We start from the raw sequence: 20886 nt of genomic DNA on the forward strand, positions 1-20886 counted from the left end.
CCCGGACACGGCACAGCCGCCGGGAGAGCTGCCCTGCCCTCCCGGCGGCCGTGGCGGTGCCGTCAGTTGCGGGTGATGGTGAACGTGCTGGTGGTGTTGCGGATGTCCTGCCAGTTGTCACTCAGCCGCAGGTTGGTGAAGGTCACCGAGCCGACCGCCGGGCCCTGGCCCTGCTCCGGCAGCTCGTTGACCCAGATCCCGAAGCCCGACTTGGCGTCGAAGGCGTCGCCGCTGCGCCGCGCGCCCGAGATCGACACGTTGGTGAAGACCGTGTCGGTGATCGGGTTCTCCGGCTGGTTGCCGGTGTACTTGGTCTGGAACATGATGCCCGAGTACGTCGGGTCGACGATGTCCACGTCGGTGACGCGGATGCCACGGAACTCCTTCGACGCGGAGAACACCCAGATCGCCGGGAAGGTCTGCGCGCCCCAGAAGTGTCCGCCGGCCCGGATCAGTGAGATGTTCTCGAACCGGGTCGGTGGGCTGGCCCCGAACCCGACAAACGGGTAGCCGAAGTCCAGCGAGCTGATCGTGATTCCGGAGTACGTCAACATATCTGCGATGTAGAGATTGCGGAAGACGTTGTCGTACCCGCCGTACACGGCGATCCCGGCTGCCCGCCAGGTCAGCGTGGCGCTGAGGTTCTCGAACACATTGCCGTGATTCCCGGTGGCGGCGCCCTGGTCGGTCGCGGAGAACAACGCGAACGCGTCGTCGCCGTTGGACCGGCCCTCCGAGTTGCTGATCAGGTTGTTCGTACTGCCATTGGTCATGTTCACCGCGTCGGCGAAGGTGTTCCGGAACCGGCTGTTGGTGATCTTCAACCCGCTGACGCTCACCCCCCAGTACGCGCAGACCGTGTGCTCGACCCAGACGTTGTCCAGGGTCAGGTTGTCGACGTCCTTCAGCTCGCCCCAGACCTTGCCCGGCCCGTCCTGACGGGTGGTGTAGTTGCCGAAGAAGGCCAGGTGCTCGAAGGACGACCCGCTCGCGCTGGGCTCCACCCGGAAACCGGCGTCGGTGTTCTGCTGCGACGGCGGGGTCTGGAAGCGGGTGAACCACATCCCCGCGCCCACCACCTTCACCGGCTTGCCGTACACCTGGAACTTCTGGGCGGTCTCGTACGTGCCCGGCGGCAGGTAGACGCCGACCAGGGTGCCGGTGGTGTCCATCCGGACCGCGTCCAGCGCGCTCTGCACGTCGGCGTGGCCGAACCCGTTGGGCACCCGGTACCGCGCCGGGTCCGGGTTGCCCCGGGGGGTCACCTGCTCCAGGTTGACGAAGTCGACGGCGTACGTGGTGGTGTTCGCCGGGTCCTTCTGCAACCGGATCCGGCTGCCCGCCGGGACGGTCGAGTCGAGCAGCACGTTCGCCTCGTCGTAGAGGTGCCGGGGCGGCCCGGCGCTCGGCGAGTCGCTCGGGCTGGCCTCCGCGCCGTACAACCAGATGTGCTTCGAGGTGAGGCTGACCGGCTTGTGCAGCACCCCGTTGACGTAGATGTTCAGCGTCGCGGTGATCCCGCCCCCGTTCGGGGCGTCCGGGATGGAGAAGCGGGTGACCAGGGCGTTGGCCGGCGCCCTGGTGGTCCACTCGACGTACGCGCCGGTGCTGTTCAGGGTCACCGCCCGCCGGCCGGACGCCTCGCCGGCCAGGTCACCGATGGTCCGGTTCGGCCCGACCACCTGCGCCCCGCCGCCGACCGAGCCCTCCTCGGCCTCGTACATGTCGTACGGCAGGTTGGCGCCCCGGCCCACGAACAGCGGTCGCTCGCTGGTGTTGTTGGCCCGCTTGACGGGCACCTCGTTGGCGTCGGCGGCGACCACCACCCGGACGGTGTACCGGCCGTTGGCCGCCGGCCAGGTGCCCAGGTCGATCGGCCCGGCCGTGGCACCGGCGCCGATCGTGCCGGAGTACGAGCCGGTGAGCGTGCGGACCACGGTGCCGGCGTCGGTGAGCACGGTGAGCGTGACGCCGTGCGCGCCGCCCGCCGAGGCGACCGTCCCCTGGTTGCGCAGGGTCACCGCGAACCGGACCGTGGCGCCCGCGTTCGGCGTGCCGGGTGACCAGGTCACCGCCGAGGCGACCAGGTCGGAACTGGACACCGGGGCGACCGTCAGCCGGGTCGGGCTGGTCAGGCCGTTGTTGGACTCGTCCTGCTCGATGACCCGGTTCGCCTCGTCGACCGTGGCGCTGAGCTGGTAGCTGCCGGCGTCGCGGGGGTCGACGGTGGTCGACACGGCGGTCGACGCGCCGGCCGCGAGGGCACCGACCGGGGCCTGGCCGACGGTCGTCCCGTCGAGGGCGAAGCCGACCGTCGTCGCCCCGGCCGCCAGGCTGCCGGCGTTGCGCACGGTGGCGGTGAGCGTGATCCGGTCGGTCTCCACCGGGGCGGCGGGGGTGACGGTCAGGGTGGTGACGGTGAGGTCCGGGTTCGGCGCCGGGGTGCCGATCACCTGGAGTTCGGCGACCTGCCCGTTGGCCGACCCGGTGTTCGCGGTGAACTGGAGCCGCACGTCGGCGGCGGTCGCCGACACCGGGACGGTCACCGTGTTGCCGCCGGCCGGGCTGAACGCGTAGGCCGCCGTGCCGACCAGCGTGCTGAAACCGGTGGCGGCCTGCTCCCGGCCGAGGATCTGGAAGGTCTGGGTACGCGGCCCCCAGGCCGGGTCCGGGTTGAGTTTCACCACGACCGCGCTGATGCTGGCGTTGGCGCCCAGCGCGACGGTCAGCGTGCTCGGGTACGCCCCCGGCGCACCCTCCCAGTACGTGGTGACGTCGTCGTCGACGGCGTTGGCGGCGGTGAAGACGTGCACCGTCGACGAGGCGGTGGCCGGCTTGCCGGCGGCGAGGTTGCGCCCACCGGGCGTGCTGCCGGTACGGGTGACCGTGTTGCTGTTCGCCGACACGTTGCCGGCGGCGTCCTTCGCCCGGACGTGGTACGTGACGGTGGCGTCGGCGGGTTGGGTGTCGGTGTGGGTGAGCGTGGTGCCGGAGACGCTGGCTCGCAGGACGTTGTTGGCGTAGATGTCGTATCCGGTCACGCCGACGTTGTCGGTGGCGGCGGACCAGGTGAGGCGGATCTGCCCGGTGGCGGGTTGGGTGAACGCCAGGTTCGTCGGCGCGGCCGGCGGCTGGGTGTCACCGGTGCTGCCGGTGCGGGTCACGGTGTTGCTGTTCGCCGAGGTGTTGCCGGCGGCGTCCTTCGCCCGGACGTGGTACGTGACGGTGGCGTTGGCGGGTTGGGTGTCGGTGTGGGTGAGCGTGGTGCCGGAGACGCTGGCTCGCAGGACGTTGTTGGCGTAGATGTCGTATCCGGTCACGCCGACGTTGTCGGTGGCGGCGGACCAGGTGAGCCGGATCTGTCCGGTGGCCGGTTGGGTGAACGCCAGGTTCGTCGGCGCGGCCGGCGGCTGGGTGTCCCCGCCGGCCGGCCCGTACACCTCCAGCTCGGCGAGCTGCGCGGCCGGCCAGCCGGTGTTCGCGCTGACCAGGAGCCGCACGTAGCGGGTCGACGCCGCGCCGACCGGGACGGTCACCGTGTTGCCGGCCGCCGGGGTGAACGCGTACCCGGCGGAGGCGACGAGGGTGCCGAACGTCGAGCCGGTGGTGCTGCCCTGCACGGTGAGCGTCTGGGTGCGCGCCGCCCAGCCGCCGGGCAGCCGGAGCACCAGCCGGTCGACGGTGACCGTGGCACCGAGGTCCACCTGGATCCACTGCGGGAAGGCGTTGTTGGCGCTCTCCCAGTAGGAGCCCTGGTTGCCGTCGTTGGCGTTGCCGGGGACGTGGACGTCGGCGTGGCCGCTGGCGGACATGCTCCGGCCCGCCGCCAGGTTGGTCGACGAACTGGCCGCCCCGTACACCTCCAGCTCGGCCAACTGCGCGGCCGGCCAGCCGGTGTTCGCGGTGATCGCGACCCGGACGTACCGGGTGGTGGTGGCCGGGAAGTCGAGGGTGACGGTGTTGCCGCCGGCCGGGCCGAAGACGCGGCCCGCCGAGCCGACGATCGTGCCGAAGCCGCTGCCGTCCGCGCTGCCCTGCACCGACAGCGTCTGGGTGCGTGACTCCCAGCCCGCCGGCAGCTTCAGCCTCACCTGGTCGATCGACCGGCCGGCGCCCAGGTCGACCTGGACCCACTGCGGGAGGGCGCCGCTGCTCTCCCAGTAGGTTGCGGCGTTGCCGTCGGTGACGGTGGCCGCGACGTAGGAGCCGTTGGTGCTGCTGGCCGTCGCGGGTCGACCGGCGGCGAGGTTCGGGCCGCCGGCCGCGACGGCCGCCGGTGCGGGCGCCACGGTGAGCACGAGGCCGACCGCGACGAGCACGGCGGTCAGCCGGGTACGGAATCTGGACATGGGGGATCGACACCTTCTTCCGGGGAGGTGGAGAGGCGTTACGGGTGCCGCGTGGGCGGCGGGGGCGGGGTGGGCCCCGGTCGGCGTCCGGGGCCCACCCCACGACTCAGGAGGCGTGCACCTCGAACTCGGCGACCTGCGCCGCCGGCCAGCCGGTGTTGCCGGTGACGACCAGCCGGACGTACCGCCGGTCACCGGCGGGCAGGCCGATCGAGACGGTGTTGCCGCCGGCCGGGTCGAAGGTCCGGCCCGCCGGGGCGGCGAGCGTGGCCCACGTGGTGCCGTCGGTCGAGCCGAGCACCGACAGCGTCTGGGTCCGGGTCTGCCAGGCCGGCGACGGTGGCAGCTTCAGCACCACCCGGCGTACCGGCCGGGCGCTGCCCAGGTCGACGGTGAGGGTCTGCGGGAAGACGTGGTTGGCGCTCTCCCAGTACGTGTTCGCGGCGCCGTCCACCGCGTTGGTGGCCACGTACACGTCGGTGTGGCTGGTGGCGGTGACCGGCCGGCCGAGCGCCAGGTTCCCGGTCGTCGGCGGGGTCGTCGTCGGCGGGGTGGTCGGGGGAGTGGTGGTGGGTGGCGGGCTGGTCGGGCCGCCGCCCCACCGGGGCTCCGGCCACGGCCCGCAGTACGGGGTGGCGGTGTACCAGCCCGCGTTGCCGGCGCCCTGGGTGATCTGGAAGCCGCTGCCCACACAGTTGTGGATCGGGGTCGCCTGGGCGATGTTGGTGGCCCGGACGTTGGTGAACGACACCTGGCTGGGCGCCTGCACCTGGAGCGCGTACGTGCCCGCGCCGTCGATGCGCACGTTGCTGAAACTGATCCCGCTGGTGGCGCCCTCGATCCAGTGCAGCGCCGCGTAGGAGCTGTCCAGGATGTCGGTGTCGCTGACCACGATCGACGCGCCCTGGATCGGCTGGTTCAACGCGGAGAACCAGATCGCGCCGACCCCGAACCGCCAGTTGTAGTCGGAGTTGCCGTTGCGGATCAGCGTGTTGCGGGCGACCGTGATCGTGCCGGCGACGGCGGTCGGGCCGGTCACCCCGGTGTACCGGTTGGCCACGTGGATGCCGCCGCCGTTGGTGACCGAGTCGGCGGTCACGTTGTCGGTGATCCGGATGTTCCGCCCACCGTAGGTGACCAGGTGGTTGGCGAGGACGGTCACGCCGATCGTGTTGCGGGTGAACGAGTTGCCGACGTTGGGCACGGTGTCGGCCCACATGGCCAGCGCGTCGTCGCCGGTGTTGCGGACGAAGGTGTTGGTCACCGTCGAGTTGGTGACCCCCCAGTGGAAGTTCACCCCGTCGGCGGTCTGGTCGAGGATCCGGCTGTTGCGGATGGTGAAGTTGTCCATCGGCCCGTCCATCCAGGCGCCGACCTTGGTGTGCTGGAGCCACAGGTTGTCCACCATCGAGTCCGACATCGCCCCGCCGATGGCGTTGACCTGGTCGTCGTCCACCCGTTCCCGGATGTCGCCGATGATGGCGAAGTCGCGCAGCACCACGTTGCGGCTGGGCCCGCCGGCCTCGTGCGGGCGGATCTCACCCCGGTAGCCGCCGCCGGTCACGTACTTGCCGTAGATGCCGGCGGCGCGCCTGCGGTCGGTGGGGTGCCGGCCGCCGAGCACCGAGTGCCACGGCCCCGCGCCACGCAGCGTCACCCCGTCGACCACCACGTGGTCCCAGAGCGTGAAGCTGCCCGGCGGGATCCACACCGTCCGGCCCTGGGCGCGGCCGGCGTCCACGGCGGCCTGGAACCGGGCGGTGGCGTCGGTGCCGCCGGTCGGGTCGGCCCCGAAGTCGGTCACCACGTCGAGGGCGCCGGCCGGTTTGGCGATCGGGGCGGCGACCAGCTCGAAGTCGGCCAGGTCGATGGTGAACGTCGGCGACTGGGCGGTCGAGGAGACCTGGAGCCGGATCCTCGTGCCGGCCGGGTACGTGCTGCCGAGCAGGGTCCGGGTCTCGTCGTAGAAGTGGTGCGGGTTGATGTCGCCGGGGTTGTTGTTGAACGGGTAGCCGCCGTAGTACCAGCCGTACCTCGAGGTGACCGGCACCGCCTTGAGTAAAGCGCCGTTGGCCCGCAGGTCGATGGTGGCGTCGCGGCCGGTGCCGGCGGCGTTGTCCGGGACGCTGTAGCGGAAGGTCACCGCGTTCGCGGGTGCGGTGAGCGTGAACTCGACGTACTCCCCGACCGCGTCGAGGGTGACCGCCTCCCGGCCGCTGGCCTCCGACGGCAGCGTGCCGTAGCGGCGGTCCGGTCCGATCCGGGTGCCGGTGTGCGCGGCCTTCTCCGCCTCGTGCTCGACGAACGGCACGGTGGCGCCCCGGCCGGTGATGTCGAACGGGGAGAGGCCGGCCGCGCGGGCCGGGGTCGCGGTGCTGGTGAGCGTGACGACCGAGATCGACGCGGCGGCGAGCGCGGTGCCGACGAGCGCGGCGATCGTCGTCCGGGTCCGGTGTCTGGGCGGGCGGGGGTGGTGACGGGCGGTGTGGTCGGCCATGAGCAGCGCTCTCCCTTTCCTTCAGGTGGCCAGGTCCCCCGTGTGGTGCGGCGCGTACCTCCTCGTCGTGGGCGGGCTGACCGGCGGCCAGCGGTCGGTGGCGCGGCGTCGGCGGTGGGACGACCACCGACGCCGCGCCCGGGTCACCTCGGGTCGTCCGGCGTGCTCCGCACCCAGACGGCGGTGTCCGGGGGCAGCCGGTCGTCGTCGAGCGGGCCGCTGGCCAGGAGCAGCCCGGCGTGCGGCGGCAGCGGCACCGCCGTGCCGGAGAGGTTCACCAGGCAGGTGAGACCGGGATCGCGGCGCAACGCCAGCACCCCCTCCGGGGCGGGCAGCCACGTCAGGTCCCCGTCGCCGAGCGCCGCCTCGGCGCGGCGCAGGGCGATCGCCGTCCGGTACAGCTCCAGCATCGAGTGCGGGTCGCCGGCCTGCGCGCGGGCCGTACGGTCCTTCCAGTCGGCCGGCTGGGGCAGCCACGGCGGCGCGGTCGCGCCCTCCGGGCTGAAACCGAACGGTGGCGCGTCACCGGACCACGGCAGCGGGACCCGGCAGCCGTCCCGACCCGGGTCGACCCCGCCCGAGCGGAGGAACATCGGGTCCTGCCGCAGCTCGTGCGGGATGTCCTCGACCTCCCACAGGCCCAGCTCCTCGCCCTGGTAGACGTAGGCGGCGCCGGGCAGGACCAGGCTGAGCAGCACGGCGGCGCGGGCCCGCCGGGTGCCCAGCTCCAGGTCGGTGGGGATGCCCTCGCGCCGGGCGGCGAAGCTGAACGTGGTGTCGGCCCGGCCGTAGCGGGTGACGTGCCGGGTGACGTCGTGGTTGGACAGCACCCAGGTGGCCGGCGCGCCGACCGGGGCGTGCGCGGCCAGCGTGGCGTCGACGCAGGCGCGCAGCGCGGGGGCCGTCCAGGCGCAGCCGAGGAAGTCGAAGTTGAACGCCGTGTGCAGCTCGTCGGGGCGCAGGTAGTTGGCGAAGCGCTGCCGGTCGGGCAGCCAGACCTCACCGATGAGCGCCCGGCCGCCCGGGTACCCGTCGGCGATCCGCCGCCAGCTCCGGTAGATCCCGTGCACCGCGTCGACGTCGACGAACGGGTGTGGCCCGTCGGGGGTGACCTCCGGCAGGGTGGGGTCCTTGGCCAGCATCGCCGCCGAGTCGATCCGGATGCCGTCCACCCCCCGGTCCAGCCAGAACCGGATGATCTCCTCGAACTCGGCCCGTACCCTCGGGTGGTCCCAGTTGAAGTCGGGTTGCTGCGGGGCGAACAGGTGCAGGTACCAGTCGCCGGGGGTGCCGTCCGGGTTCGTGGTCCGGGTCCAGGTGCCGCCGCCGAAGGGGGAGACCCAGTCGGTCGGCTGCCGCCCGCCGTCCGGGCCCCGGCCGGGGTGGAACCAGAACAGCTCCCGTTCCGGCGCGTCCGGGTCGGCCAGCGCCGCCTGGAACCAGGGGTGCGCGTCGGAGCAGTGGTTGGGCACCAGGTCGACGATGATCCGCAGGCCCTGCCGGTGCGCCTCGGCGATGAGCTGCTCCGCCTCGGCGAGGGTGCCGAAGACCGGGTCGATGTCGCGGTGGTCGGCGACGTCGTAGCCGGCGTCGGCCATCGGCGAGGGGTACCAGGGGCTCAGCCAGAGCGCGTCCACCCCCAGACCGGACAGGTACGCCAGGCGTTCGCGGATGCCCGCGAGGTCACCGATGCCGTCGCCGTCGCCGTCGGCGAAGCTGCGCGGGTAGATCTGGTAGATCACCGCGCTGCGCCACCACCGGGAGTCGTCTGCTGTGGACACGGGCACCTGCTTTCTGGGTCGGTCCGTCGAGGTCGGCTGGCCCACGCCCAGCGGCCGGCGCTGGCCGGGGCCGGGTCAGCCCTTCAGGCCACCGGCGGAGAGGCCGCTGACGATGCTGCGTTGGAAGATCAGGAAGACGACGAGCATCGGGACGCTGGCGATCACCAGGCCGGCCATCAGCTCGGTCGGGGGGATCTGGCTGGTGTTGGCCAGCCGGCTCAGCGCCACGCTGAGCGTCTGCGTCTGCGGGTCCTGGAGCACCAGCAGCGGCCAGAGGAAGTCCTTCCAGATCGCGATGATCGAGAAGATGGAGACCACCCCGAGCACCGGCCGGGACAGCGGCAGCACGATCGAGGCGAGCACCCGCAGCCGCCCGGCGCCGTCCAGGCTGGCCGCGTCGAGCAGGTCGTCGGGGATCTGGTCGAAGAAGCGCTTGAGCACGTAGATGTTGAAGGCGTTCGCGGCGGCCGGCAGCCACAGCGCCCACGGGGTGTTCAGCAGGTTGACGCCGAGGATCGGCACGTCGCTGACGGTCAGGTACGCCGGCACCAGCAGCGCGGCGGCCGGCAGCATCAGGCTGGCCAGCATCGCGGCGAGCACCACGCCGCCGAACCGGGGCCGCAGCTTCGACAGCGCGTACGCGGCGGTCACCGCCACCGCGAGCTGGATCAGCCAGCCGCCGAGCGCGTAGTACACGGTGTTCAGGAAGTACCGGGGGATCTGCATGTGCTCCCACGCCAGCGCGTACGTCCCGGGGTGGAAGGACTCCGGCACGATCGTCGGCGGGGTACGGGCGAACTCGGCGGGCGCCTTCACCGCCGAGGTCACCATCCAGTAGACCGGGACGAGGAAGACCAGTACGAAGAGCGTGAGCACCAGGGCCAGTACCGCGACGTACAGCACCCGCCCGCGCCCCCGGGCGAGCTGGCGGTCGGCGACCAGGGTGCGGGTGGCGGCGGCGCGCGGTCGCCCGGACCGGCGGCGCGACTCCGGCGGCGGCGCGCCGGTGGGCGGCACGGGGGTGGCGGCGAGGGTCATGGCGGCCTCCTCGGTCGGCGCGGCGGGCTCGAACGGCGCGGCGGGGCTCAGTCGGCGCGGCGGGTGAGCCGCAGGTAGAGGGCGGAGAAGACGCCGAGCACCACGAAGAGCACCACGCTCGCCGCGGCGGCCAGGCCGAAGTCGTTGTTCACCGTGAAGGCGTACCGGTAGATCAGCACCATCACGGTGACCGTGTCCGGGTTCGTGGTGCCGGTGAGCTGGTACGGCTCGATGAAGACCTGCATGGTGGAGATGATCTGGAGCAGCAGCAGGACCAGCATGATGAAGCGCAGGTGCGGCAGGGTCACGTGGCGCAGCCGTTGCCGGATGCCGGCCCCGTCCAGCTCGGCCGCCTCGTACAGCTCGCCGGGCACGTTCTGCAACGCGGCGAGGTACATCAGCGTGGCGCCGCCGAGGTTCGCCCAGGTGGAGACGAGGACCAGCGAGACCATCGCGGTGGAGGAGGACTGGGTCCACTGGCTCTCCGGCAGGTGCGCGCCGCGCAGCAGCGTGTTGAACAGGCCGTTGCCCGGGTCGTAGAGGTACTTCCAGAGCAGCACCACCACGATCGGCGGCAGCATCACCGGCAGGTAGACGGCGATCCGGAAGAACCCCGCGAGGTGCCGCAGCTCGTTGAGCAGGATCGCCAGCGCCAGCGGCACCAGGTACCCGAGCACCAGGGCGAGCCCGGTGAAGACCAGGGTGTTCTTCCAGGCGGTCCAGAACAGCGGGTCGGCGACGAGGGCCCGGAAGTTGTCCAGCCCGACGAAGGTCGGGTCGGTGACGAAGTTGACCTGCTGGAAGCTGAGCAGGACGCCGCGCGCCAGCGGGTACCACGAGAAGAACGCGAAGCAGAGGATGCCGGCCGCGAGGAAGGCGTACGCCAGCAGGTCGTCGCGGAGCCGACGCCGCCGGACGGCGCGGCGAGCGGACGTGCGAACCGCCATCTCAACCCCTTCGGGTGCAAGGAAGGGCCCCCTGTTAACGCTTCTGGTAGAGGAGGGGGCCCCTCCAAACCGCGGTGTGCCGGTCAGCGGACCGTGCTGAGGATCGTGTTGACCTGTTTCTCGGCGTCGGCCAGGAGCTGGTCCACGTTGGCGTCGCGGTCGGTGAGCACCTTGAGCATCGCCACGTCCAGCGCGGCGTAGACCTGCTGCGCGTTCGGCGGTTCGAGCTTGACCGGGATGCTGCCCATCGCGGCCACGAAGGGCGCGTAGTTCTGCTGGGGCACGTTGGCGTACGTCTTGTCGGCGGCGGCCTGGGTCTGCGCGGCGGGGCCGGTGAAGATCTGCGGCTCCGGCAGGCCGACGGGGAGCTTGTTCTCCGCCGCCCACTTGTTCTCCGCCTCGAACCGGTCGGCGCTGGTGAACCAGAAGGTCAACCACTTGAGCCCGGCGCGGATCTTCTCGGGGCTGGCCTTGGCGTTGAACATGTAACCCTCACCGCCGCCCAGGGTGCCCCGGCCGTCCGGGACCGGGCCGAGCCCGTAGTCGGCGAAGTCGCCCTTGTACTGGTTGACGATGGTGGGGATGTTGTCGGCGGTGGCCAGGTACATGCCGAGCTTGCCGGCGCCCATGAGCTGGAGCAGGTCGGCCCACTCCAGGGACTGCCGGGCGCCCATGCTGTCGTCGGTCCAGCGCATCTCCTTGAGCTGGGTGAGCACCTGCCGCCCGGTGTCGTTGTTGAACGCCGCCTTCCAGGTGCCGCCCTCGTTGACCGCGACCTCGCCACCCCGGGAGTACATGTGGGTGGTGAAGTGCCAGCCGCCGGTGTTGGACTTGCTGTACTCGCCGAAGCCCACCGTGCCGCCGCCGAGCGCGGCGATCCTCTGCGCGGCGGTGCGGACCTCGGCCCAGGTCGCCGGCGGCTTGTCCGGGTCCAGTCCGGCCCGGGTGAACAGCGGCCGGCTGTAGAGCAACCCCATCGAGTAGTTCTTGTACGGCAGGCCGTAGAGCTTGCCGGCGTCGTCGGAGAAGACCCGCCTGACCTCCGGCCGGATCTGGTCGACGACCGGGAAGTCCCTGACGTACGCCGAGATGTCGGCGACCTGCCGCTTGGCGATCAGGTTGGCCGGGTCGGTGAAGTAGACGTAGAAGACGTCCTCCAACTGCCCGCCGGCCAGCTTCGCGGCGAAGGTCTGCGGGTCCATCTTGCCCTCGCGGGCGTCGATCCTGATGTCCGGGTGCTGCCGTTCGAACTCGGCGACGTTGTCGAGGAAGCGCTGGTGGTTCGCCGCCTCCGTCGCCGGGGGCAGCCCGTTCACCGTGATGGTCACCGTGCCGTCGGCGGATTGGTCCTCGTCGGAGCCGCAGCCGGTCGTGGAGAGGGCGACCCCGGCGACGAGGAGGACCCCGAGCGCGCGGCGCAGCCTGGTTCTGGTCATGGGGCGCACACCCTTCCCTGGGTGGAGGCGATCTCAAGCTCGTCACTGCCTTGTTTCGTGGCGATGACGATACAAACCCGAATCGATGAACGCAAGAACCAGACTGGACCATGAAAATCAAGGACATCGGTGGGGGAGGTGTCGGGAGACGCGACGAGGGGCGGACCCCGTGCCGGGTCCGCCCCTCGTCCGCGTGGTACCGCCGCCTGGCCGGCTACCCCCTCGGGCTGGGCGCGGTCGAGCCCCGCACCACCAGCTCCGGCTCGAAGAGCAGCTCGTCGGCGAGCACCCCGCCGCCCTCGATCTGGGTGACCAGCAGGTCCACCGCCGCCTGGCCCATCGTCTCGATCGGTTGCCGCACCGTGGTCAACGGCGGGTCGGTGCAGGTCATGAAGGCGGAGTCGTCGAAGCCGACGACCGACACGTCGCCCGGCACCGTCCGGCCGAGCCGGCGCACCGCGCGGATGGTGCCCAGGGCCAGCACGTCGCTGGCGCAGATCACCCCGGTGGCCCCCCGGTCGACCAGCTTGGTCGCGGCGACCCGGGCGCCCTCCATGGAGAAGCTCGACCGCTCGACCCACTCGTTCTCCTCGCCCCACCCGGCGACCCGCCGCAGCGCGGCCAGCTTGCGCCGCGACGGGACGTGGTCCTCCGGGCCGAGCACCATGCCGATCCGCTCGTGTCCCAGCGAGGTCAGGTGGCCGTACGCCTGCTCCACCGCCACCGCGTCGTCGGTGGAGACCCGGGGGAAACCCAGCTCGTCCACGCCCGCGTTGACCAGCACCACCGGCAGTCCCCGCTCGGTCAGCCGCCGGTAGTGCTCGTGCGCGGCGTCGGCCAGCGCGTACGACCCACCGGCGAAGATGACCCCGGAGACCTGGTGGTCCAGCAGCATGTCGACGTACGCCGACTCGGTGACGCCGCCGATGGTGCGGGCGCACAGCGCGGGGGTGAACCCGCGCTGGGCCAGCGAGCCGGTGACCACCTCGGCGAGCGCCGGGAAGATCGGGTTCTGTAGTTCGGGGAGGACCAGCCCCACCAGCCGGGCCCGTTCCCCGCGCAGCTTGCTGGGCCGTTCGTAGCCGAGCACGTCCAGGGCGGTGAGCACCGCGGTCCGGGTCGCCTCGGCGACACCACCACGCCCGTTGAGCACCCGGCTCACGGTGGCCTCGCTGACGCCCGCCTTGCGGGCCACCTCGGTCAAACGTTTCGTCACGACCGCAAGTCTACGCCCGAATGATGAAAGAAACGAACAGCTCGCTGTCGGCGTTTGACGTCAGCTGCCGGTGTGGCGGGACCCGCCCAGCACCTGCCAGCGCCCGGGGTCGTGGGTCAACGCGACGAGCTGGTCCCGCAGCAGCCCCAGGTCCCCGGGGTAGGCCCCGCCGCCCCACAGGGGTGCAGCGCTGGCGCCGTCGGCGGCGGCGACGACCAGGGTGAGGACGTCGTCGGGGAGACCGTCGGCGCGCAGCTCGTCCTGCCAGCGTCGGGCGTCGTCGCGGCTGAGCGTCTCGACCTCGGGGCTGGTCAGGAGGTGGGCGGTCAGCGTGATGCTGTCGCGCAGCGTGCGTTCGTCGACGTTCGGGTCCAGGCAGGCGCGCACGTAGGCGCGGGCGAGCCGCCCCGGTGCCTCGTCGTCGGGGGACAACGCGGCCTCGACCTCCCGGCGGAACCCGTCGAGCAGGTCGGCGGCGAGGGCGAGGACGAGATCGTCCTTGCTGGCGAAGTGGTAGAGCAGACCCCCCTTGGACACCCCGGCGGCCCGCGCGATGTCGTCGAGGGTCGCGGTGATGCCCCGGTCGCGGATCACCGTCGCGGCGGCGTCGAGGAGCAGGCGACGGGTCTGTTCGGGTGGGCGTCCCGCCTTGCGTGCCATCGCAGCCTCCCTCCTAGTGGTTCGCGGATGGGCCGCCGTCGTGCTCCGCCGGCTGTCTCGGCGAGGGAATGGTACGCCAGGCCACGATCGCGGCCAGCGCCGTGATCACCGCCGCGATCACCGAGGTGGTCTGGATGGCGTGGACGAACGCCTCCCGCGCGGCGGCGGCGAGGTCCGAGCCGGGCGCGAGGACGCTCAGGGCCGAGGCCAACGAGTCCTCCACCATCGACCGGGTGGCCGGCGACAGGTCGTCGGGGAGGGCGAGGTTCGCCCGGTAGGTGAGGGTCACCACCGACCCCAGGATCGCGATGCCGAGCGCGACCCCCAGTTCGTAGGCGGTCTCGGAGATCGAGGCGGCGGCGCCGGCCTTGCGGGGTGGCACGGCGGAGACCACCGCGTCGGTGCTCAGGGTCATCGCCAGGCCGACCCCCAGCCCGACCGGCACCAGCGCGAGCCCGAGCCAGAGGTAACTCTCGGCGCTCTCGGCCGCCGCGACCAGCAGCAGCCCGACGGCGGACACCGCCTGGGCGCTCCCGATGGCCCGGCCCCGGCCGAGCCGGGCCATCGCGACCCCGACCAGGCCGACGACGAGGATCGAGGCGATCGTCGCGGGCATCTCGGCCAGCCCGGCGACCAGCGGGCTGAATCCCCGGGCCAGTTGGAGGTACTGGGAGAAGAAGAACAGCAGCCCGGTGAGCGCGAAGATCGAGATGAAGGTGGCCAGCACCGCGCCGCTGAACGCCGGATTGCGGAACAACGTCACGTCGATCATCGGGGTGGTCAGCCGCCGCTGCCGGCGGACGAAGAGCACCCCGGCCCCCCACGCGACCGCCAGGGTCGCGGCGAAGACGCCGTCGAGGCCGGTGCCGACGGCGTGCTTGACCGCGTAGACCAGCGGCACGATCGCCGCCATCGACAGGCCCGCCGACAGCACGTCGAAGGGCCCCGGGTGGGGATCGCGCGACTCCGGGAGCAGGACGATGCCGGCGACCAGGAGCCCGACCATGATCGGTACGTTGATCAGGAACACCGAGCCCCACCAGAAGTGCTCCAGCAACGCTCCGCCGACCAGCGGGCCGAGCGCGATGCCACCCGCCGAGGCGGCCGACCAGACCGCGATCGCCCGGGTGCGTTCCGCCTGGTCGAGGAAGATGTTCCGGATGATCGACAGCGTCGAGGGCATGATCGTCGCGCCGGCCAGGCCCAGCAGGAGGCGGGCCGCGATCAGCGCCTCGGCGGTCGGGGCGAACGCCGCGAGCAGCGAGGCCGACCCGAACGCGGTGGTGCCGATCAGCAGCAGCTTCTTGCGGCCGATCCGGTCCGCCAGGGTGCCCATGGTGACCAGCAGACCCGCCAGCGCGAGCGAGTAGATGTCACCGATCCACAGCACCTGGGTGGCCGTCGGCGCCAGGTCGCGCGTCATCGACGGCACGGCCAGGTACAGCACGGTCCCGTCGATCGCGAGCAGCAGCACGGCACCCACCAGCACCGCGAGCGCCGCCCACCGCCGCCGGGCCGACAGCTCCGTCACCGAGTTCACCATGACGTGAACTATACCGTCTGGTCGGTAAAGTTTTTCCGGGCAGGTGATCCTCTCCGGCCGGCCGCCCGGGTCCCGGCCCGGCGGCGTGCGCGCCGGCCCGGCCCCGCCGCCCGGCCCGCACCGGTGCTGCCACCATGGGGCCCATGCGGGACGGGAATCTCGTCGGGCTCTGGGACAGCAGCCTGTACGACTACGGGGTGATGGAGTCGAGCTGGGTCTGCCTGCGGCCGGACGGCACCGGCTGGAGCGCCTGGGCCAACGCCGGTGGCGCCACCACCAGCCGGCTCCGCTGGAGCTGTCCCGGCGACGGGGAGATCGAGCTGCGCTACGTGTGGACGGCCGAGGGCAGGTTCGCCCCCGGGGCGCCGCCCTTCCTGGCCGAGGTCGACGACGAGGGGCCGGACGACACGGTGGTCCGCACCCGCTTCCGGGTGGGCCCCGACACACCGCCGCTGAGCGCGTCGCCGGTGACCTGCCTGCACGTCGCGGAGGGCATCGAGCACTGCCACCAGTTCGCCCTCGTGACCCGCGACGTCGAGGACGGTCCGCACGTCTGAGCCCGGCCGGCGGGGCCGCCGCGCGTCCGCCCGCCGGCCCGGCCGGGGATCAGCCGGCGGGCTGCTGACGGGGCGGGACGGTCGGCGCCCGGTCGAGGACCGCGGCGGGTAGCTGCGGGCCGGCCGGCAGGGCCACCGGCTCCGTGGCCCGGGTCACCAGCTCGACCACCGTCTGGGAGAGCCGGTTGGCCGACTGCGTCATGGACTGGTTGGCGGTGACGATGGCGGTCACCACCTCGGCGCGCTTCTGCTGTCCGTACCGGACGGCCTCCTCGACGCCCCGCGCCTGCGCGTCGATCGACTCGGCGACCTCGAGCAGGGTCTCCGGGCGGATCGTCGGGGTCTGGATGGTCCGGGCGATCTGCGGGACGGCGGCCTGCGCCGCCCGGGCGTACGCGGCCAGCACGTCGTTGGCGCCGTCGGCCACCACCTGCTGCATGTCGGCGGCCTGGTTGGCCTGCAACAGCAGCGCCCACTGGGCGATGGTGAGCTTCATCGTCGGAATGGTCAGGTTCATCAGCAGCGCGAGCCGCTGACCCAGGCCGTAGTTGAGCGTCCGGATGGTCCGCACCTGCGGCGAGGTCGACCAGGCCACGAAGAGCCGCTGCTGGAACTCGTTGATCCGTACCTCGATCGCCTGGACGAACTCGGTGACCAGCGAGAGCCGCTCCTGCTGGTCGCGCTCGTCGACCGCACCCGGCGAGACGGTGATCGACCTCGCCTCGGCGAGCGCCTCGTCGCGGACCAGCTCCAGCACCGCGATCGCGCCGATGAGCTGGCCGATCGCCGCCTCGTTGGCCCTGTAGAGCTCGTCGCAGAGCACCACGTTGCGCCGCAGCTCCAGCTGCTTGGCGCTGAGCTGCCCGGCGACCCGGTCCAGGTGCTGTTCGACCGTCCGGGCCTCCTCGAACAGCATCTCCAACAGGTTCCGGCCCTTGCGGAAGACCCCCTTGACCGCGTCGGAGAACCGGGTGAACGTCTCCCGGACCGTGGGGTCGCTCGGGTCGTACCGGCGGCGGAAGGTCCGCATCCGGTCGTTGAGCTGGCGCATGATGCTGGTCAGCTCCGGGATGTCGACCCGACCGACCTCTGTGAAGATCCGGCTGACCTGGGCGTTGACCTGGTCGATCGCGCTGGTGCCGAAGGACGCGAGCTGGTCGGTGTCGGCCAGCATCGCCGGGTAGAGCTGCCGGGCGGCGGCCTCGGCCTGGCCGCGCTGGGCGGGACTGAGCAGATCCGTGCAGACCAGCTCACGCGGCTGCCCGGCGGCCAGCGTGGTGCTGATGGCGCTGTCGGCCGCACCGGCCGGCGGGTCGGCCGCGCCGCCCACGATGGTGCCGAAGTCGATCTGCAATCCGTCGGTCATGACCGTCGGCCTCCTCACTGGCAGGTGGTGGCGTCCTTGATGCAGCCCAGCAGCGCGAGCGTCACGTCGGCGGCGGGCGCCGGGGTGGTGCGGACCTGCGCGGCGAGCGCGAGGTCGGGGAAGTCGGCCACGTCGTTGGCGCCGATCCGCAGCGCCGAGCGGAACCCGTACGTCTTCCAGGCGATCGTCTGGATCTCCGGGTCCTTCATCGCCTCGACCAGCCGGCCGGCCGTGCTGGTGAGCGCGAGCAGCGGGTGGTCGCTGTAGATGGTCGGTTCGGGGTACAGCATCCGGACGTTCGCGAGCACGCTGGCGGTGTCCACGCCGCCGCCCGCCACCATCTGGATGAGCTGGTTCTCGTAGCCGGCGTAGAGCGGTGACTTGAACTCGCCGCCCTGGGTGAGCCACTCCCGGAACCCGGAGTCGGAGCTGCGCGCCTGCAACCCCTGCGCGTCGTACAGCGCCCGCACGGTGGGCAGGGCCCGACGCGCCTGGGCGAGGCTCGGCGACTGGAAGACGTCGTCGGTGGCGACGATACTGAGCTGGAGCTGGGCCAGCACGAAACCGCTGTTCGACTTGGCCGCGTCGGTGCTCGCCACGGTGATCGGCCCGCGCAGGTCGGCCGCGCCGATGCCGTCCCAGGTCCGCTTCTTCAGGACGTGGTCCAGCAGCAGGGACTTCATGTCCACGATGTGGTACTGGTGGTCGCGCTGCTCGACCAGTCCCCGCCTGACCAGGGCCTCGGTGCCGCGCGGCCCCGCGTAGACCACCTCGGGGGACTGCAACAGGTTCTCGGCACGGTAGTCCGGGAACGCGCCGGCGTGCCGGGCCTCGAAGACGCTCTGCGCGCTCGCGCTCGACGGCCAGAGACAGTCGATCCGGCGCGCCCGCAGGTCGTCGGCGCTGAGCTGCACCTGGTCGTACGAGCCGAGCGGCTGGAAGGCGACCTCCACGTGGTACCTGTCCCGCAGGATCCGGACCACGTCGGCGTCGGCCATCAGCTCGGACTTCTCGGACCCGCCGAGGCAGGTCACCACGACGTCCGGGGTGCTCCGGGCGGTGCCGGTGGCGGTGCCGTCGGTCGCGGACCGGACCCAGAGCACGGCGGCGACGACGCAGACGACGATCACCGTGACCAGTCCGATCAGGAACCGGACGTTCGGCAGTCTCACGATGGCTCCCTCATCCCAGCTCTGGCAGCTTCGGCGGTGCGACGGTGTCGAGGTTGGCCCGGTACCGGGCGACGTCGCCCTGGTTGACCAGCCGCACGCTGTCCAGCGCGAAGGCGGCGAACCGTTCGAACGCCGCCTCCCCGCTGCGCGTGAGGACCTCGGGGTCGGTGTAGAGCATCGGCGTGGCCTGGACGTCGAGGTACTGCCGCAGCACCCCGTCCAGGCTGGTCAGGTGCCCGCCGATCTGACTGGCGGTCGAGTAGAGGCTGCTCGGCGCGGACGCGGCGACCCGGTCGAACAACTCGGGCACGTACCGGCAGGCCGACTCCAGGGCGGCGCGGGCGGCCGGCGCGTGCACCGTCCGGCCGAGCCGTTCGATGCCGCGCAGCACGGTGAGCGCCTCCGCGACCTTGGCGTGCGCCTCGTCGAGGTACTCGTCGCCCCGGGCCTGCGCCGCCCCACGGTCGTCGAGCATGAGGTGGACCCCGAGCGCCGCGGCGACCGCCAGCAGCGGCGCCCACAGGAAGCTCCCGGTGCCGGCGAAGACCCCGACGAAGACCGCGACCGCGGTGGCGAGCGCGGCCGGGGCGGCCAGCCGCCGCCGCACCGGGACACCCGGTACGCGGCGGGGGCGGCCGTCGCCGGTCACTTGTAGCCCGCCGCCTGGCGCAGCGCCGCCACCAGGTCGTCCTGCTGGACGTACGCGCCGCCGGTGGCCGTGGCGACCTCCCTGAGCTGAGCGGCGTCGACGTCCCGGCCGAAGGCGATGGCGATCACCGGTACGTCCACCGCGGTCAGCGCGGCGACGGCCGCGTCCCGGTTTTGGCCGGTGGACCTGCCGTCGGTCATGAGCACCACCAACCGGCGGCGGTCGGCGGCCTGCAGCCGGCTCAGGTCGCTGGCCGCCCGGCGCAGACAGGCGTACATGTCGGTGCCGCCGTCGGGCTGGTAGGCGTCGATCCTCCCCACGAGGCCGTGCAGCGCGTTCCGGTTGTCGCCGTCGACCCGCCACGGGGTGCCGGCGACGAGATCCTGGGTGAAGATGCCGACGGTCGTCGTGTCCTGCGGGTGGGTCTGCAGGAAGGTGAGGGCGGCCTGGCCCTGGTCGAAGATCTGCCGCCCGGCCGCCCGGACCCCGTTCCACCCCTCGTTCGAGGCCATCGACCCGCTGCCGTCGAGACAGTAGAACGTGTCGACGGGCGGCCGGTAGCGGGTCTGGTAGCGGTCCAGCGCCGCCCTGATGACCGGGGCCGCCGGGTACTGGATGCCCTGCTCGTTGATGGTCGCCTGGATGCCCCACTCCGGGTTGAACACGGACAGGTCGGGGTTGTCCAGGGTCAGCCCGACGCCGCCGACCGGGCGTCGTCCCAGCTTGCGGAGCTGGGCCTGCGCGCCCGCGTCGGTGAGCAGGTGCTCCTGCAACTCGCGGAAGGCCGCGCGCCGGCCGGCGTCCCCGTCGTCGCCGCGCGGGAGGAAGCCCAGTGGCGCGTCGCTGATCGCGAGCGACCCGCGCGGGTACGCCACCACGAGGGGTTCCCGGCCGTCGCGGACCAGCTCCTGGTTCTTCTCGATCACCAGGTCCTCGTAGGTGAACAGGGTCCGGCAGTCGGTCGGGCGGGCCAGGCACTCCGTCATCAGGGTGCCGGTGGACGGCGGTGTCTGGTCCATCGCGGCGACGAACCGGCTCACCCCCTGTTCGACCGCCGGGGAGTCGAGCTGCGCCGCGCTCAGCGGCGTCCCCGGGCCGTTGCCCGCGAAGTGGTTCATGAATCCGAACAGCACCGTGGCGCCGGAGTTGGACTGGGTCGGGTTGGTGATCCACACCCTGGTCCGATCCGACTCCACGGCCCGCAGGATCTCCGCGATGCCGACGTCCGACCGGCCGGCGAAGCCCAGCCGCTGCATCTCGCTGCGCCATCCGGCGAAGACGACCGGCGTCAGGAACATCGGCTTGACGTCCTGCAGCACGGTGGCTTCGTCGCCGAGCTGGCTGAAGACGCTGGAGGCGAACCAGTAGACGTCGTGCTCGCGGCTGCCGGCGGCGAGCAGCCGGGCCTGGTCCACGGAGCCCTGCAACGTCACCACACAGTGGTGGCCCCGGCTCTCGCACCACGGCGTGACGATGGTGTCGATCACGCTCTTCTGCTCGGACCCGGCGACGATCCGCAGTGTCAGCCCCCCGCCGGGAGTGCCCTCCGACCGCCGGGGGGCGGGTTCGTCCCCGGTGCAGCCGGCGACCAGCACCATCACCGCCGCGGCGGCTGCCGCAAGCCCCTTCGCGCGCACGTGTGCTCCGTCCCGCCGTCACCGATGATCTTCACGAG

The 20886-nt window shown here is 72.1% G+C and carries 14 protein-coding genes; 1 reads left to right on the forward strand and 13 read right to left on the reverse strand.

The window, feature by feature from the left end:
* Nucleotides 1-62: 62 nt before the first annotated feature.
* The 9 genes from ACQUFX_RS05680 to ACQUFX_RS05720 all read right to left on the reverse strand — a co-directional run bounded on the left by ACQUFX_RS05680 (nucleotide 63) and on the right by ACQUFX_RS05720 (nucleotide 15467).
* Complete coding sequence (locus ACQUFX_RS05680; RefSeq protein ID WP_428964970.1) at nucleotides 63-4349, reverse strand: discoidin domain-containing protein; 4287 nt, start codon at nucleotides 4347-4349, stop codon at nucleotides 63-65.
* Nucleotides 4350-4455: 106 nt separating this feature from the next.
* A complete protein-coding gene (locus tag ACQUFX_RS05685) occupies nucleotides 4456-6846 on the reverse strand; it encodes a discoidin domain-containing protein (protein ID WP_428964971.1) in 2391 nt (796 codons plus the stop codon).
* 143 nt (nucleotides 6847-6989) lie between these two features.
* Nucleotides 6990-8627, reverse strand: coding sequence for a glycoside hydrolase family 13 protein (locus tag ACQUFX_RS05690; RefSeq protein WP_428964972.1), 1638 nt, complete (start codon nucleotides 8625-8627; stop codon nucleotides 6990-6992).
* Nucleotides 8628-8702: 75 nt separating this feature from the next.
* A complete protein-coding gene (locus ACQUFX_RS05695; protein WP_428964973.1) occupies nucleotides 8703-9665 on the reverse strand; it encodes a carbohydrate ABC transporter permease in 963 nt (320 codons plus the stop codon).
* Nucleotides 9666-9712: 47 nt separating this feature from the next.
* Nucleotides 9713-10612, reverse strand: coding sequence for a carbohydrate ABC transporter permease (locus ACQUFX_RS05700; protein WP_428964974.1), 900 nt, complete (start codon nucleotides 10610-10612; stop codon nucleotides 9713-9715).
* A gap of 83 nt (nucleotides 10613-10695) precedes the next feature.
* Nucleotides 10696-12048, reverse strand: a complete 1353-nt coding sequence (locus tag ACQUFX_RS05705) for an ABC transporter substrate-binding protein (protein WP_428964975.1) — start codon at nucleotides 12046-12048, stop codon at nucleotides 10696-10698.
* 214 nt (nucleotides 12049-12262) lie between these two features.
* Nucleotides 12263-13264 (reverse strand): LacI family DNA-binding transcriptional regulator, encoded by a 1002-nt coding sequence (locus ACQUFX_RS05710; RefSeq protein WP_428964976.1) that lies wholly within the window; start codon nucleotides 13262-13264, stop codon nucleotides 12263-12265.
* Between the two features lie 60 nt (nucleotides 13265-13324).
* A complete protein-coding gene (locus tag ACQUFX_RS05715) occupies nucleotides 13325-13924 on the reverse strand; it encodes a TetR/AcrR family transcriptional regulator (protein ID WP_428964977.1) in 600 nt (199 codons plus the stop codon).
* 13 nt (nucleotides 13925-13937) lie between these two features.
* The gene (locus ACQUFX_RS05720) at nucleotides 13938-15467 is read right to left on the reverse strand and encodes an MFS transporter (RefSeq protein WP_428964978.1); all 1530 of its coding nucleotides are present in this window, start codon (nucleotides 15465-15467) and stop codon (nucleotides 13938-13940) included.
* 143 nt (nucleotides 15468-15610) lie between these two features.
* Here ACQUFX_RS05720 and ACQUFX_RS05725 point away from each other — a divergent pair, with 143 nt between their 5' ends.
* Nucleotides 15611-16024, forward strand: coding sequence for a hypothetical protein (locus ACQUFX_RS05725; protein ID WP_428964979.1), 414 nt, complete (start codon nucleotides 15611-15613; stop codon nucleotides 16022-16024).
* Nucleotides 16025-16073: 49 nt separating this feature from the next.
* Here ACQUFX_RS05725 and ACQUFX_RS05730 read toward each other — a convergent pair whose 3' ends face one another.
* From ACQUFX_RS05730 to ACQUFX_RS05745, 4 genes are read right to left on the reverse strand one after another with little or no spacing between them, the layout of a single operon-like run.
* Complete coding sequence (locus ACQUFX_RS05730; RefSeq protein ID WP_428964980.1) at nucleotides 16074-17390, reverse strand: toxic anion resistance protein; 1317 nt, start codon at nucleotides 17388-17390, stop codon at nucleotides 16074-16076.
* A gap of 14 nt (nucleotides 17391-17404) precedes the next feature.
* Entirely contained in the window at nucleotides 17405-18562 is a 1158-nt protein-coding gene (locus ACQUFX_RS05735) for a hypothetical protein (RefSeq protein ID WP_428964981.1), read from the reverse strand.
* 10 nt (nucleotides 18563-18572) lie between these two features.
* Nucleotides 18573-19169, reverse strand: coding sequence for a hypothetical protein (locus ACQUFX_RS05740; RefSeq protein WP_428964982.1), 597 nt, complete (start codon nucleotides 19167-19169; stop codon nucleotides 18573-18575).
* A 38-nt stretch (nucleotides 19170-19207) separates the two neighbouring features.
* On the reverse strand, nucleotides 19208-20848 hold the full coding sequence (locus tag ACQUFX_RS05745) for a vWA domain-containing protein (RefSeq protein ID WP_428964983.1): 1641 nt from the start codon (nucleotides 20846-20848) through the stop codon (nucleotides 19208-19210).
* Nucleotides 20849-20886: the final 38 nt, after the last annotated feature.

This window comes from Micromonospora fluostatini, assembly GCF_050410825.1.
Classification (GTDB): domain Bacteria; phylum Actinomycetota; class Actinomycetes; order Mycobacteriales; family Micromonosporaceae; genus Micromonospora; species Micromonospora rosaria.

Coding starts and splice junctions, on each gene's coding strand:
- ACQUFX_RS05680 (WP_428964970.1), bottom strand. CDS start 4,349: ATGTCCAGATTCCGTACCCGGCTGACCGCCGTGCTCGTCGCGGTCGGC.
- ACQUFX_RS05685 (WP_428964971.1), bottom strand. CDS start 6,846: ATGGCCGACCACACCGCCCGTCACCACCCCCGCCCGCCCAGACACCGG.
- ACQUFX_RS05695 (WP_428964973.1), bottom strand. CDS start 9,665: ATGACCCTCGCCGCCACCCCCGTGCCGCCCACCGGCGCGCCGCCGCCG.
- ACQUFX_RS05700 (WP_428964974.1), bottom strand. CDS start 10,612: ATGGCGGTTCGCACGTCCGCTCGCCGCGCCGTCCGGCGGCGTCGGCTC.
- ACQUFX_RS05705 (WP_428964975.1), bottom strand. CDS start 12,048: ATGACCAGAACCAGGCTGCGCCGCGCGCTCGGGGTCCTCCTCGTCGCC.
- ACQUFX_RS05715 (WP_428964977.1), bottom strand. CDS start 13,924: ATGGCACGCAAGGCGGGACGCCCACCCGAACAGACCCGTCGCCTGCTC.
- ACQUFX_RS05720 (WP_428964978.1), bottom strand. CDS start 15,467: ATGGTGAACTCGGTGACGGAGCTGTCGGCCCGGCGGCGGTGGGCGGCG.
- ACQUFX_RS05725 (WP_428964979.1), top strand. CDS start 15,611: ATGCGGGACGGGAATCTCGTCGGGCTCTGGGACAGCAGCCTGTACGAC.
- ACQUFX_RS05730 (WP_428964980.1), bottom strand. CDS start 17,390: ATGACCGACGGATTGCAGATCGACTTCGGCACCATCGTGGGCGGCGCG.